The 13,210-nt window shown below is 62.9% G+C and carries 13 protein-coding genes; 6 read left to right on the forward strand and 7 right to left on the reverse strand.

All coding sequences use genetic code 11. The features are described from left to right. The 3 genes from PF446_RS12640 to plsB form a co-directional block, all read left to right on the forward strand. The coding region (locus PF446_RS12640; protein ID WP_298072147.1) for an HAD family acid phosphatase at positions 1-824 on the forward strand (824 nt) is incomplete at its 5' end. A gap of 274 nt (positions 825-1,098) precedes the next feature. Then, complete coding sequence (locus PF446_RS12645) at positions 1,099-2,052, forward strand: hypothetical protein (protein WP_298072149.1); 954 nt, start codon at positions 1,099-1,101, stop codon at positions 2,050-2,052. A gap of 69 nt (positions 2,053-2,121) precedes the next feature. After that, on the forward strand, positions 2,122-4,668 hold the full coding sequence (gene plsB / locus PF446_RS12650; RefSeq protein ID WP_298072151.1) for a glycerol-3-phosphate 1-O-acyltransferase PlsB: 2,547 nt from the start codon (positions 2,122-2,124) through the stop codon (positions 4,666-4,668). Between the two features lie 5 nt (positions 4,669-4,673). Here the strand turns inward: plsB and PF446_RS12655 are convergent, their stop codons facing one another. Then, a complete protein-coding gene (locus PF446_RS12655; RefSeq protein WP_298072153.1) occupies positions 4,674-4,988 on the reverse strand; it encodes a hypothetical protein in 315 nt (104 codons plus the stop codon). A gap of 17 nt (positions 4,989-5,005) precedes the next feature. Here PF446_RS12655 and ubiE point away from each other — a divergent pair, with 17 nt between their 5' ends. After that, positions 5,006-5,761, forward strand: coding sequence for a bifunctional demethylmenaquinone methyltransferase/2-methoxy-6-polyprenyl-1,4-benzoquinol methylase UbiE (gene ubiE, locus PF446_RS12660; RefSeq protein WP_298072155.1), 756 nt, complete (start codon positions 5,006-5,008; stop codon positions 5,759-5,761). A 132-nt stretch (positions 5,762-5,893) separates the two neighbouring features. Next, positions 5,894-6,880, forward strand: coding sequence for an alpha/beta hydrolase (locus PF446_RS12665; RefSeq protein ID WP_298072157.1), 987 nt, complete (start codon positions 5,894-5,896; stop codon positions 6,878-6,880). A gap of 41 nt (positions 6,881-6,921) precedes the next feature. Here PF446_RS12665 and cysN read toward each other — a convergent pair whose 3' ends face one another. The 5 genes from cysN to ttcA form a co-directional block, all read right to left on the reverse strand. Continuing rightward, the gene (gene cysN / locus PF446_RS12670) at positions 6,922-8,808 is read right to left on the reverse strand and encodes a sulfate adenylyltransferase subunit CysN (protein WP_298072159.1); all 1,887 of its coding nucleotides are present in this window, start codon (positions 8,806-8,808) and stop codon (positions 6,922-6,924) included. Then, on the reverse strand, positions 8,808-9,728 hold the full coding sequence (gene cysD / locus PF446_RS12675) for a sulfate adenylyltransferase subunit CysD (RefSeq protein ID WP_298072161.1): 921 nt from the start codon (positions 9,726-9,728) through the stop codon (positions 8,808-8,810). Before cysD ends, cysN begins: the two co-directional genes overlap by 1 nt. 124 nt (positions 9,729-9,852) lie before the next feature. Next, positions 9,853-10,626, reverse strand: coding sequence for a SprT family zinc-dependent metalloprotease (locus tag PF446_RS12680; protein ID WP_298072162.1), 774 nt, complete (start codon positions 10,624-10,626; stop codon positions 9,853-9,855). Positions 10,627-10,642: 16 nt separating this feature from the next. Then, positions 10,643-11,560, reverse strand: coding sequence for a recombination-associated protein RdgC (locus tag PF446_RS12685; protein ID WP_298072164.1), 918 nt, complete (start codon positions 11,558-11,560; stop codon positions 10,643-10,645). A gap of 101 nt (positions 11,561-11,661) precedes the next feature. After that, positions 11,662-12,489, reverse strand: coding sequence for a tRNA 2-thiocytidine(32) synthetase TtcA (ttcA, locus tag PF446_RS12690; protein ID WP_298072166.1), 828 nt, complete (start codon positions 12,487-12,489; stop codon positions 11,662-11,664). 62 nt (positions 12,490-12,551) lie between these two features. Here ttcA and PF446_RS12695 point away from each other — a divergent pair, with 62 nt between their 5' ends. Then, positions 12,552-12,758 carry a DUF465 domain-containing protein gene (locus PF446_RS12695; RefSeq protein WP_298072168.1) on the forward strand — a complete coding sequence of 69 codons (207 nt, stop codon included), beginning with the start codon at positions 12,552-12,554 and terminating at the stop codon, positions 12,756-12,758. A 9-nt stretch (positions 12,759-12,767) separates the two neighbouring features. Here the strand turns inward: PF446_RS12695 and PF446_RS12700 are convergent. Beyond that, positions 12,768-13,210: DUF4156 domain-containing protein (locus tag PF446_RS12700; RefSeq protein WP_343224682.1), on the reverse strand; the 443-nt coding region annotated here is incomplete at its 5' end.

A 13,210-nucleotide genomic window follows, 5' to 3' on the forward strand; every position in this document is an offset into this window, starting at 1 on the left:
CCCCTGCCCCTGCAGCCAGAACGGCTGCGGCGGGCCACGCGAAACCCGGCGTGCCGGCTGATGACAACCTCAATGCGACGGTATGGGTACAGAAAGCCGTCGAACATGACCTCGTCTACCGCGAAATCTATCGCAACGCGCAGGAAAAACTGCTGAAAGCCCTGCATGACCCGAAATGGGATGCGCTGCCGCATGGTGAGCGCAGCGGCCCGGTGGCCGGACTCAAGCCGGCGGTCATCCTGGATGTGGACGAGACCGTGCTCGACAACTCTGCCTACGAGGCGCGACTGATCAAGCACAGGCAGAGCTACAACGAGGCCACATGGGCGATGTGGGTGAAACAGGAAAAGGCGCGTGCATTGCCTGGTGCACTGGCCTTCACCCGTTACGCCGCACGTCACGGGATCACGGTGTTCTATCTGACCAACCGCGCCAAGGATCTGGGTCCCGCCACGCTGGACAACCTGCGCAAGTTGGGTTTTCCGATCCAGAACCAGCATGTGTTCATGGGGTTGGGCACCTACGTGAAAGGCTGTGAGCTGATCGGCACGCAAAAGACCTGCCGGCGTGAGCTGATCGGACGCAAATACAGGGTTTTGATGCAATTTGGCGACCAGATCGGCGATTTTCTTACTGTATTGAGCAATACCCCGAAGGGCCGCCGGAGTGCCGTGCAGCCCTACATGTCCTGGTTTGGTGATCGCTGGTTCGTCTTCCCCAATCCCACATATGGCTCATGGGAGCCGGCCTTGTTCGGCAATGACTGGAGCCAGCCCGCCACGCTGCGCAGGAAAGCGAAGATCGATTCACTGCGCACAAATTAATTGTTTAAATACAAAATCATGTGCACATTAAATTAAAGTGTTGCATGAAGTTTTCCGGCTACGTATCCTCAACCGCGCCGACGCGCATGGCCTCACCTGCCGTACGCCCGGCCATTTCCCTGCCGGCTTGTTTCCGGATCGCCCCGTGCCTGCAATGGCGCGGGGCTTTTTCATGAGCCATGCCACAGCGACAATCGGCACGTGCCGAAACACACTTGTCTGACGCGTGCCCGGCCTCTACGCTGGCCTACCGATCCGTACTGGAGTTGACCACATGCAACCGATCCGTTCCCGTTGGCTGCTGCTGGCCGCTGCGTTCGCCCTGCTGCCAGCCTGCGGCAAGCAGTCCTCCGAACAGTCCGGCAACGGCAGCAAGACACCGGCCAAAGCGGTGCTCACCACCGTGCAGTTGCTCAAGTCCGGCCAGATGGACGATCTGCTCCAGCATGTACTTCCTCCCGATGCCTACCAACAGGTTCGGACCAGGTGGAATGCGCACCACACCGACCTGAACCAGGCCAGCGAGGCCCAACGCAAGCGCTTTGCCGCGACCATGCAGCGGTTCACCGAACCGGGTGCTGAAAAGAAACTGTGGGCGCAAGTGCAGCCGAAACTGGATCAGTTCGACAAGAAATACAAACAGCAGCTCCCCGTCACCATCGGCGTGGTGCAGCTGATGCTGGGAAGCGAGATCAACAAGTCCGATCAGCTCACCGCGGACCAGAAGAAACAGGCCGGCGATCTGGTGTCTGCGCTGGGCCAATGGGCGCAGCAGGCAGACTGGGGCAATCCGGACAAGGTCAAGCACGCGATCGCCGTGATCACTGGCAGTGCCCGCAAGCTCGACATCAAGACGCTGCAGCAGGTCAATGCCCTCACCTACAAGCAGGCGATGCAGAAATACGGCGTGGTCTGGAACGGATTCAAGCAGTTGCTGGACATCTGGGGGTTGTCGATCGACAAGACCCTGGATTCCGTCACCGCGAAAACCATCGTAAGCGACCAGTACAAGGCAACCGTGCAGGTGCACTACGTCCTGCTGGGCAAGCCACAGACGCTGGATGTGCAAATGGTCAAGCTCGACAATCGTTGGTACGCCAAGGACCTGATGGATCGCTGGTACAAGTACAAGACCGATGCTGCCGAGGCGGCAAGCGCCGCTGCATCAGCCAGCGCCGCCGCCCCAGCCAGTGCGGCCTCACCCGCCATCAGCGGTAGCGCCCACTGAGTGCCTGGACACAGGCCCCACGCCGGACACGGGGCCTGTTGGACCGCCAATCCAAAGTAGACTATGGGCATGAACAACCCTGACGACATGACCGGGCAGGATGCGGTTCGTTCGCGCGCGCCATGGCGCTTGAACCTGTTGGCGCGACTGCTGGAACCATGGGTGCGGATCAAGCGTGATCCGTCCGAGCCCTCGGCACTGGTCGCGCCGGATGTACCGGTCTGTTACGTGATCGAGCGACACGGACTTTCCGATGCGATGATCCTGGATCGTGCATGTCACGAAGCGGGGTTGCCCGACCCCAACCAGGCCATCACCGACCTGCCGCTGCGTCGCCACCGCGCGATGTTCGCGCTGAGCCGCCGTTATGGCTGGATCTTCGGCCGCCGCCGGCGCGTGGCGCATGCGCCGCTGCTGCAATTGCTCGAGGCTTTGCGCCAGGCACCCGACGCCGATGTGCAGTTGGTGCCTGTATCCATCTATGTGGGACGCGCACCCTCGCGTGACAGCGGCTGGTTCCGGGTGCTGTTCTCGGAAAACTGGGTCGTGGTCGGCCGTTTCCGGCGCCTGCTTGCGATCATGCTGAACGGGCGCGACACGGTGGTCCATTTTGCCCCGCCGATCAGCCTGCGCCAGGCCCTCGTCGATGCCCGCCAGGGGGAACCCGGCGAGGCTGATCCCGCACGTCTTTCGCGCAAGCTGGGGCGCGTATTGCGCATGCACTTCAACCGCATCCGCGCCGCCGTGATCGGTCCGGACCTGTCGCACAGGCGCACGGTACTGGACAGCGTGCTGCAGGCCGAGCCGGTACGTTCGGCCATCACCGCAACAGCCGCGCGCGACAAGATCTCGATAAGGCGTGCCGAACGCCGTGCCTACGGTTTCGCGCGCGAAATCGCCGCCGATTACTCGCACCCCGTGGTGCGCTCGGTCGCCAACCTGCTTTCGTGGTTCTGGAACAAGCTCTACGACGGCATTTCCATGCATCATTTCGACGAGGCCCGTGCCGCCGCGCCGGGATACGAGGTGGTGTATGTACCCACGCACCGCAGTCATGCCGACTACCTGCTGATGTCGTATCAGCTGCATGTGTCCGGCGTGGTGATACCCCACATAGCCGCCGGTGTGAACTTGAACCTTCCGGTCGTGGGCAGCATCCTGCGTCGCGGCGGCGCGTTCTTCATGCGGCGCAGCTTCCGTGGCAATGCGCTGTATTCGACGATCTTCAAGGAATACCTGTCGCAGCTGGTGGATCGTGGCGTGCCCATCGAATACTTCATCGAGGGCGGTCGCTCGCGCACCGGACGACTGCTGGCGCCACGTGCGGGCATGCTGTCGATGACCATACGTGCGTTTCTGCGCGCACCGCGTCGGCCCGTCCTGTTCCAGCCGGTCTACATCGGATACGAGCGTTTGATGGAAGGCGGGTCCTACATCGGCGAACTCTCGGGCAAGCCGAAGGCGAAGGAGTCCTGGTGGAACCTCTTGCGCGGCGCCCGTCAGGTATTGCGCGAGCACTATGGCCACGTCGCACTGAACTTTGGCGAGCCGATCGAATTGAGCCCGTTGCTCGACGCAGCCAGTCCCGACTGGCGTGAACGCCCGATCGATCCCGATGCCAAGCCGGAATGGATGAATGCCGTCGTCGACCAGCTGGCCGAACAGATCCAGATCAACGTCAACGCCAGTGCGGATGTCAATCCGATCAACCTGCTGGCCCTCGCGCTGCTGTCCACGCCCAAGCACGCCATGGCCGAGTCGGACCTGCTGGCGCAACTGGAATTGAGTCTGGCGCTGCTTACCGAGCTTCCCTATGCCAAACGCATCACGGTGACCACCTCGACGCCGGCAGAAATCATTGCCTACGGCGAGAACATGGACTGGATCCAGCGCGTCAAGCATCCGTTGGGCGATGTGCTGACGGTGGACGACGAAAAGGCGGTGTTGCTGAGTTATTTCCGCAACAACGTGCTGCATCTGGTGGTCTGTGCCGCCTGGGTGGCCACCTGCTTCATCAACAACAAACGCATGACGCGCGCCTCATTGCTGCGTCTGGGCCAGGTGATCCATCCGTTTATCAAGAATGAACTGTTTCTGCGCTGGGACATGGACGGATTCCGGGAACAATTGTCATCGACCATCGACTTCTTTCTCACGCGTGGCCTGCTCGAGGCGCGCGGCAGTGGCCGCCTGCTTCAGCGCGGGCAGGGTGGGGACGACAGCGTGTTCCAGCTGGGCGTTTTTGCCAACTGCCTGATGCAGGCGTTTGAACGCTACTACATCGCGATTGCCGCGCTGGTGAAAAATGGACCGCATGCATTGACTCCCGCAGAGTTGGAGAAGGCCTGTACGCTGACGGCGCAGCGACTGGGCCTGCTGCAGGAGTTGACCGCGCCCGAGTTTTTCGACAAGTCGCTGTTTCGTGGATTCATCCAGCAGCTGCGCGAGCGCAAGATGCTGTGGACGGACGAGCACGGCAAGCTTGATTTCGATCCGGCCCTGGCCGATGTGGTCCGCGACGGGCGTGTGGTGCTCAACCGGGATGTGCGTCACTCGATCCTCAAGATCACGTCCGGCACCGACGGCGAGCCCGTCGCAGAGACGCCGGAAACCTGATCAGATCAGCGCTTTTCGGTGCAGCAACGATAGTCCATGATCAGACCGATATTGTCGGGGGACAGGTCAGGAAAATCATTCGTGACACAACGCGGCGGCACGCGTGGGGGCGGCCGGCTGGCAACCAGCGGCGGCCTGCCGGCCTGCCCCATGTAGGCGCCCTCGCCGAGGTCAAGGGAGATCCACTGGCGGACATTGTCCGGGTCCAGCACGTCGATTTCATGATGAAGTCCGGCACGATCCACAAGTGTGACGAGCAAACCGTGATCGCGATTTCGGCGCTGCCCCCGGTAGCGTTTGATTCTGCTCATGCCGCGCATCGTGTAGCATGCGCGGCATGAACGATCAGTCCACCAAGACCACCCATTTCGGCTTTCGTGACGTTCCCGTCGGGGAAAAGCAGAAGCTGGTCGGCCAGGTCTTCACCTCGGTCGCGCGCAATTACGACCTGATGAACGACCTGATGTCGTTCGGTATTCACCGCTTGTGGAAGCGCCACTTCATCACCATCAGTGGCGTGCGCAAGGGCGACCGCGTGCTTGATCTGGCCGGCGGCACCGGCGATATCGCCGCATTGCTCAAACCCGTCATCGGGCCCGAGGGCGAAGTGGTGGTGGGCGACATCAACGCGGCCATGCTGGGTGTGGGCCGCGACCGGCTTACCGACCGTGGGCTGGTCAAGGGGCTGCGCTGGGTGCAGATGAACGCTGAGGCGCTGCCGTTCCCGGATGCCAGCTTCGACGCGGTGACCATCGCTTTCGGCCTGCGCAACGTGACCGACAAGGACAAGGCCCTGGCCGAGATGTGCCGAGTGCTCAAGCCTGGCGGCCGACTTCTGGTGCTGGAGTTCTCCAGGGTGCGCAACGCGACCTTCGGCAAGCTCTACGATTTCCACTCCTTCAAGGTGCTTCCGCGACTGGGTCGCCTGTTTGCACACGATGCAGACAGCTACCAGTACCTGGCCGAGTCGATCCGCAAGCACCCCGACCAGGACACCCTCAAGAGCATGCTCGAGACGGCAGGTTTCGGTCATGTCGAGGTACGCAACCTGACCGGTGGCATCGTCGCCATTCACCGCGGTTACAAGCTGTAGCCGGCAAAGGTCGGGTATGCCCTGACCTTCGCCACACGCAGTCGCCCCGGAACCGATGGGATACTTGTCGGCCAGAGGAATTTCTGTACCCGAAACGCAATCCAGGCCGCAAAGGTCCACGAGCCCAATTCCATGATTTCATCCAGCACTGCCGACCGTCCCCTGTGGAAACGCCTTCTGCTGCGCAGGTTGAAAATGCTTTTGGTGCTGGTCGGGCTGGTGGTGGTGTTCGGGGGTGGAACCTATCTGTTTGCACCACAGTGGCTGATGCAGCTCAACACCTGGCGGCAGGCAGAGCGCGCCGGGCTCGATAGCCATCATCTCAAGGTTGGCGACACCGACTGGACCTATTACGAGGGCGGTTCGGGACCGACCATGCTGCTGCTGCACGGCTATGGAGTTGGACGGTCAGACTGGCTGAAGGTTGCGCCTTTCCTGACCGACCACTTCCACGTGATCATCCCGGACCTCCCAGGCTGGGGCGATTCCACGCGCAACCCCGCTGACAACTATGACATCAGCCATCAGGCCAAGCGCCTGTATGGGTTCGTGCACACACTTGAGCTGAAACCGTTCGTGCTGGTCGGGCACTCAATGGGCGGAGCCATCGCCGGCACCTACGCCAGCGAGCATCCCGACAGCGTGTCGGGCCTGGTGTTGATGGACAGTTTCGGGCTGAAATTCGTGAAGAACGACTTCGCGCGCGAGGCGCTGTCGGGGAACAATCCATTGACATTCCACGACCGGGCAGGTCTGGAGCGCGTGCTGCGACTGGTCTACGGGCAACCGCCGAAGATCCCCGGGCGTTTCATGGATGTCATCGTTGCGCGGGAACGGCACAACGCAAGCTTCCTGGACAAGGTCTACAAGGAACTGCTCAAGCCTTCGCAGTACACCATTCTCGACAATCGCCTCGACAAGCTCAGCATGCCGGTCCTGGGGATTTGGTGCCGCGACGACAAGGTCATCGATATCTCGGCGTTGAATACCCTGCGCGATGGCCTCACCCACGCACCGAGCATCAGCGCCAGCGTGCTCAACAAGTGCGGCCATGTGCCGGAACAGGAGAAGCCCGAGGAAACGGCGCGCATCCTGTCCGGATTCGCCATCGCCCACTGAGTGGGCCGCACGCACGGGAGCATAGTGCCCCCGTGCCATCGTCACGCGCTTCCGATCAGGTCATCGATCACGCGCTGGGCCAGCACGTCGGGTGGCGTTTCGCCCGCATGCAGGTGCACTTCCGGATGCTCCGGCGTTTCATACGGCGAATCGATGCCGGTGAAGTTGTGCAGTTCGCCGGCACGGGCCTTGGCATACAGACCCTTGGGGTCCCGTTGCTCGCAGATGGCCAGCGGCGTGTCGACGAAGACTTCGTGGAAGTGGCCTTGCGGGAACAGCTCGCGCGCCATCCGCCGTTCGTCACGGAACGGGCTGATGAAGCTGACCAGTACGATCAGGCCGGCATCGGTCATCAGTTTGGCCACTTCGGCCACGCGACGGATGTTCTCGACGCGATCCTCGTCGGTGAAGCCCAGGTCGCGGTTGAGGCCATGGCGCACGTTGTCGCCATCCAGCATGGTGGTGTGATACCCCATCGCGTGCAGGCGCTTCTCGACCAGGTTGGCCACCGTCGACTTGCCCGAGCCGGACAGGCCGGTGAACCACAGGCAGGCCGGATCCTGGCCCTTGATACGCGCGCGAGCGCTGCGGTCCACCTCGGTGTGCTGCCAGTGGATGTTGTCGGCGCGGCGCAGGGCAAAGTCCAGCGCGCCGGCCGCCACGGTGGCGTTCGTCTGGCGGTCAATCAGGATGAAGCCGCCCAGCTCGGGGCAGTCGGTGTAGACCTCGAAGGCGATGGCGTGATCGAGACTGATGTTTGCCACGCCGACCTCGTTGAGCTCCAGCCGCTTGGCCGCCAGCTCATCCTGCGTATTGACGTCGATCTTGTGCTTGATCTCGGTCACCTGCGCACTGACCGTACGCGTGCCGATCTTCAGCCAATACGGGCGGCCCGGCAGCAGCGCCTTGTCGTCCATCCACAAAAGGTGTGCGGCAAACTGGTCGGCGACCTGCGGCGGCGAGGCGGTTGCGGCGATGATGTCGCCGCGGCTGATATCGCGCTCGTCGTCCAGTGTCACCGTGATGGCGTCGCCGCTGCGCGCCACATCCAGGTCACCATCGGCGGTGACGATGCGCGCGATGCGCGAGCGCGTGCCACCGGGCAGCGCCACCACTTCGTCGCCGGTGCGAATGCTGCCCGCGGCCACCTTGCCGGCGTACCCGCGAAAATTCTGGTCCGGGCGACACACCCACTGCACCGGCATGCGAAAGCCCAGTGCGTTTTCGGCGCGTTCGATCTGGACCGACTCCAGGTGCTCGAGAAGGCTCGGGCCCGAGTACCAGGCCATCGCCTTTGAGTGGCTGCTGACGTTCTCTCCGGTCAGCGCCGATACCGGTATCGCTGTGACATGGTCGATGCCCAGCTGGTCGGCCAGCTTGCGGTAATCCGCCAGAATCCCGCTGAACACGTCTTCGTCGTAGTCGACCAGATCCATCTTGTTCACCGCCAGCAGTACGTGGCGGATGCCCAGCAGGGCGCAGATGTAGCTGTGCCGACGGGTCTGCGTGAGCAGGCCCCTGCGTGCGTCGATCAGCACCACCGCCAGTTCGGCCGTGGAAGCGCCGGTCGCCATGTTGCGGGTGTACTGCTCATGGCCCGGGCAGTCGGCGACGATGAACTTGCGCTGGTCAGTGTCGAAAAAGCGGTAGGCCACGTCGATGGTGATGCCCTGCTCACGTTCGGCGGCCAGGCCATCGACCAGCAGGGCGAAGTCCAGCTCACCGTTCTGCGTGCCGTGGCGCTGACTGTCGCCTTCCAGCGTCGCCAGCTGGTCGTCGAAGAGCAATTTGGTGTCATACAGCAGGCGACCCAGCAGGGTGCTCTTGCCGTCATCCACGCTGCCGCAGGTGATCAGGCGCAGTAGCCCCTTGGACTCGTGCTGGGCAAGGTAGTCATCAATGGCGGCAGTGGCGGTATCGGTAGCCATCAGAAATAGCCCTCCTGCTTCTTCTGCTCCATGGACGCGCCGGCGTCCCTGTCAATCACGCGACCCTGGCGCTCGGAGGTGGTCGCCACCAGCATTTCGGAGATCACCTTGGGCAACGTGTCGGCGTCGGACTCGATGGCGCCGGTCAGTGGGTAGCAGCCCAGCGTTCGGAAGCGCACCGAGCGCATCTGTGGCTGCTCACCGTCCTCCAGCGGCATGCGATCGTCATCGACCATGATCAGCGTGCCGTCGCGTTCGACCACCGGACGTTTGGCGGCCAGGTACAGCGAAGGCACCGGTATCTTCTCGCGGTAGATGTAGAGCCAGATGTCCAACTCGGTCCAATTGGAAAGTGGGAACGCGCGCACGCTCTCGCCTTTCCTGATGCGCGCGTTGTAAAGGCTCCACAGCTCCGGGCGCTGGTTCTTCGGATCCCAGCGATGCTGCGCGTTGCGGAACGAGAACACGCGCTCCTTGGCGCGCGATTTTTCCTCGTCGCGCCGCGCGCCGCCGATCGCGGCGTCGAAGCGGTACTTGTCCAGCGCCATCTTCAGCGACTGGGTCTTCATGATGTCGGTGTGCACTGCCGAGCCGTGCGTGAACGGCCCCACGCCCTGGGCCACGCCTTCCTGGTTGATGTGCACGATCAGCTTGCAGCCGGTTTCCTTCGCGCGGCGGTCGCGGAAGGTAGTCATTTCCTTGAACTTCCACGTGGTGTCCACGTGCATCAGTGGGATGGGTGGCGGCGCCGGATAAAAGGCTTTCTGCAGCAGGTGCAGCAACACCGAGGAGTCTTTGCCGACCGAATACAGCATCACCGGGTTGGCGAATTCGGCGGCCACCTCACGCATGATGTGAATGCTTTCCGCCTCCAGGCGGTCCAGGTGAGAGGACCGGGCGTCGGTGTCGATGTAGGTCATTGTGGCTTCCCTGAACAATCGGGCCAGTCTAGCGGCAGTTTTGTGGAGGCGAAACTGCATGCCGGCAATTCGCCCGCGGTCACGGCCTGGTGCCTGATCGTGAAAGAGCGCTGCCCGGAACGGATCAGTTGGCGATGTCGGCCACAAGCCGTTCGATATCGAGTTTCAGTGTCGTACCGTTCTCGCGCAGCCAGTCTCGCTGGATTTTCCAGTGCGGCTCGAGGAGATCGACCTGACGCCAGAAACGCGCGGAATGATCACGGACCTTCAGGTGGCAAAGCTCGTGCGCCAGCACGTAGCGAAGCGCGGCGGGAGGAGCCAGTGCCAGGGACAGGTCGAGGTTGATACGGTCGCGGGTGTCCAGGCTGCCCCACTGGCTTTGCATCGGTCGAATGCGAAGCGCGGTTGGTGCCAGGCCGAGCATGGGCACGAAGCGCGCCATCCAGCGTGCCACGTCGCGTCGCATGCGCTCTTCGAGAAAGCCGGCCAACAGTCCGCGGGCCACCGGCAGGAAACGCGGCTGCAGGCGCGGCAGGACCAGGGTCAGGGTGTCGTCCTGGAATTGCGCGCGCGGATACGGTCCCTCGCCCCAGTCCAGGATCACCTCCTCGCCGCGCAGGGGCATCCGGGTGGCGCGACCCACGCAAAGCCGAGGGTGATCCTTGCGTGTCTGTCGCTGCGTACCGAGCTCGCGCTCGAGCCAGTCCGCGTGCTGGCACAGGAAGGCCGAGATCTGAGCCGGATGGGTGCCGCGCGGATAACTTACCCGCGCGCCCCGGGGGGTCACGGTAAGGCGCAACCGCTTGGCACGCGGATGCACGCCGCACAGCACCCGGATACGGGCGCCACTCGTGGTGGACAGTTCCAGCCAGTTGTTGGTGACGCGTTCGCGAACCATCGTTTAACTGCTTCCGTCAGGCACCTTCGGGGCGGGGAAGGCCAAACCAAGCATCCAGTTTTTCCAGCAGGCGCTGCAGCTCCAGGGTCATCAGGGCAAAGCGGGCATCCATTTCCTCGGCGGCCGAATCGGCCTGGGCGTGATCGAGTTCGTCGGTGATCACGTCGAAGAATTTCAGCTTGCGCACCACCAGGTCCTCGCCCAGCACGAAACCGATGCGCTGGTCGAATTCCAGGCCCAGCTGGAACACTTGCTTGCCACCGCGAAGATGCTCCCTGATCTCATCCGATTCAAGTTCCTGGTGACGGCAGCGCACCACCGCGCCGCCAGCGTTTGCCGGGTCACGCAGTTCACATTCGTCGGACAGGCTGAGTCCGGCCGGCAGGTCGCCGCTGGTGAGCCAGTCGGTCATGATCTGGCGCGGTGAACGTTCCGGCGCCAACGGCACGGCCGGAAAACTTCCCAGTGCCTCGCGCAGGGAGGTCAGCGACTGTTCGGCGGCCTTGCGGCTGGCGGTGTCGAAGATCGCCCAGCCCTGGTCGCGGTCCAGCCAAACCTGCTGGCGCGAGGGGCGCGAGAAGGCACGCGGCAGCAGCTGATCCAGGGTTTCCTGCTTCAGTCGCTTGCGCTCGCGGCCGCCCACACGGCGACCCTCGGCTTCGGCCAGCTTGCGCACTTTGCGCGACAGCTCCTCGTTGACCACCGAGGCGGGCAGCAGTTTGTCCTCGCTGCCCACGGTAGCCAGCAGACTGCGACCCACGCTGTGCGTGAGCGCTTCGGCATCAGGCCCCAGCGGCGGTACGAAACCATGGGTGGACATCTCCATCGCGCCGCAGGGGCGCAGGCGATGTCCGTCGAGGGCGGATTCCAGTGCATCGAGGTCGGCGGCGACCTTTTCGGAGAAACGGAACAGGGTCAGATTGCGAAAAAACATGCGAAGCCTTGGGCGGTGGACGAACGCGGCATGGATGGGCCGTCAGAGTTGCTCATGATACCCGTTCACCTGTCGCCGGACGTGAATATGAGGTTCGCGATTCAAGCCCGTTCGGCACGCAGTCCAGCGAAGTCGAACAGCGCGGGGTCGGCCAGGTGGGAAGGGCTGACGTTACCCAATGCGCGCATGATATTTCCGGTACGACCGGGCTGTTCGCGTTCCCAGGCGTCCAGCATGACCTGTACCGCTTGCCGTTGCAGGTTCGGCTGACTGCCGCACAGGGTGCAGGGAATGATCGGAAAATCCCGCGTTCGGGCGTATGCAGCAATGTCGCTTTCACGGCAGTAGGCCAGCGGACGGATGACCACGTGGCGGCCGTCGTCCGAGCGCAGCTTGGGCGGCATGGTCCTGAGACTGGCCTGGTAGAACAGGTTCAGGAACAGTGTCGCGACGATGTCGTCTGCGTGGTGACCCAGCGCGATCTTGTCGATGCCGTTTTCAGCGGCCCAGGCGTACAGCGCGCCGCGGCGCAGACGCGAGCACAGTCCGCAGCTGGTCTTGCCCTCGGGGATCACCCGCTTGACCACGCTGAAGGTATCCTGTTCCAGCACGTGCAACGGTATATCGCGCTGGCGCAGGTAGTTCGGCAGCACATGGGCGGGAAAGCCGGGCTGTTTCTGGTCCAGATTCACCGCCACCAGCTCAAAGCGTATCGGCGCGCGTGCCTTGAGCTGCAACAGCATGTCCAGAAGGGTGTAGGAGTCCTTGCCGCCGGAAAGGCAGATCATGACCCGGTCGCCGTCCTCGATCATGTTGAAGTCGGCGATGGCCCTGCCGGTCTGGCGGCGCAGCTTCTTTTCCAGCGGTTCGCCAGCGGGGCTGGTGCGGCCGATGGATGCGGTGGGGATGACATGTTCCTGAGCATTCATGACGATGCATTGTAGCGGCCCGACGGCGCTACACTTGAGCTTTCCGCCATGGAACATCTGTCGTGCAATCGCATGATCCGGTAGAAATTGCCCGTCATCTGGACTCCCTGCGTGTGGAACACCGGGATCTGGACGATGCCATCGCGCGCCTGGTCGAGGATCCGGCCTGCGATCAGCTGCGCCTGGGCCGCCTGAAAAAACGCAAGCTGCAACTCAAGGATGCCATCACGCGGTTGGAGAGCCGCATGATTCCGGACCTGGATGCCTGAGCACGGGGTTCAAACGCCCCCCGCCTTTACCGGATACGTTTTTGCGGTTCCTGTCGGCGCGGCCTGATTGATGGCCGAGCTGGCTGCGGTCGCTGCGCTGGCGGGCTGGCTGCTGCCGCACTGGTACGCGCCCCAGGTTTGTTCGCCATTACTGGGTTCGCCCAGCGGTTTGACGGTGTCGGCACCCATGGTGGCGGCCTCGTTGCGGGCCATCACTTCCAGTTCGTCACGTACCTTGATGTCGTTGCGGTCGATCGGCCCGACGCGGTTCATCACGGACACGGTGATCTTGCCCAGTTGCTTGCATTGCGAGACATCGCGAATCCAGGCCGTGCGGACCTTGCGGCCGGCATCGTTGAGCTTGATGCCCCAGGTGCAGCCGGCCATCAGCAGCGCCAGCGTGGTCAGGCACAGTAGCGAAATCTTGCGCATGGGATATCTCCGGACGAGAA

Source organism: Oleiagrimonas sp. (assembly GCF_027858935.1).
Lineage (GTDB): Bacteria > Pseudomonadota > Gammaproteobacteria > Xanthomonadales > Rhodanobacteraceae > Oleiagrimonas.

Coding starts and splice junctions, on each gene's coding strand:
- PF446_RS12680 (WP_298072162.1), bottom strand. CDS start 10,626: ATGGTTCGCGAACGCGTCACCAACAACTGGCTGGAACTGTCCACCACG.
- ttcA (WP_298072166.1), bottom strand. CDS start 12,489: ATGAATGCTCAGGAACATGTCATCCCCACCGCATCCATCGGCCGCACC.
- PF446_RS12685 (WP_298072164.1), bottom strand. CDS start 11,560: ATGTTTTTTCGCAATCTGACCCTGTTCCGTTTCTCCGAAAAGGTCGCC.
- plsB (WP_298072151.1), top strand. CDS start 2,122: ATGAACAACCCTGACGACATGACCGGGCAGGATGCGGTTCGTTCGCGC.
- cysN (WP_298072159.1), bottom strand. CDS start 8,808: ATGGCTACCGATACCGCCACTGCCGCCATTGATGACTACCTTGCCCAG.
- cysD (WP_298072161.1), bottom strand. CDS start 9,728: ATGACCTACATCGACACCGACGCCCGGTCCTCTCACCTGGACCGCCTG.
- PF446_RS12645 (WP_298072149.1), top strand. CDS start 1,099: ATGCAACCGATCCGTTCCCGTTGGCTGCTGCTGGCCGCTGCGTTCGCC.
- PF446_RS12655 (WP_298072153.1), bottom strand. CDS start 4,988: ATGCGCGGCATGAGCAGAATCAAACGCTACCGGGGGCAGCGCCGAAAT.
- PF446_RS12665 (WP_298072157.1), top strand. CDS start 5,894: ATGATTTCATCCAGCACTGCCGACCGTCCCCTGTGGAAACGCCTTCTG.
- ubiE (WP_298072155.1), top strand. CDS start 5,006: ATGAACGATCAGTCCACCAAGACCACCCATTTCGGCTTTCGTGACGTT.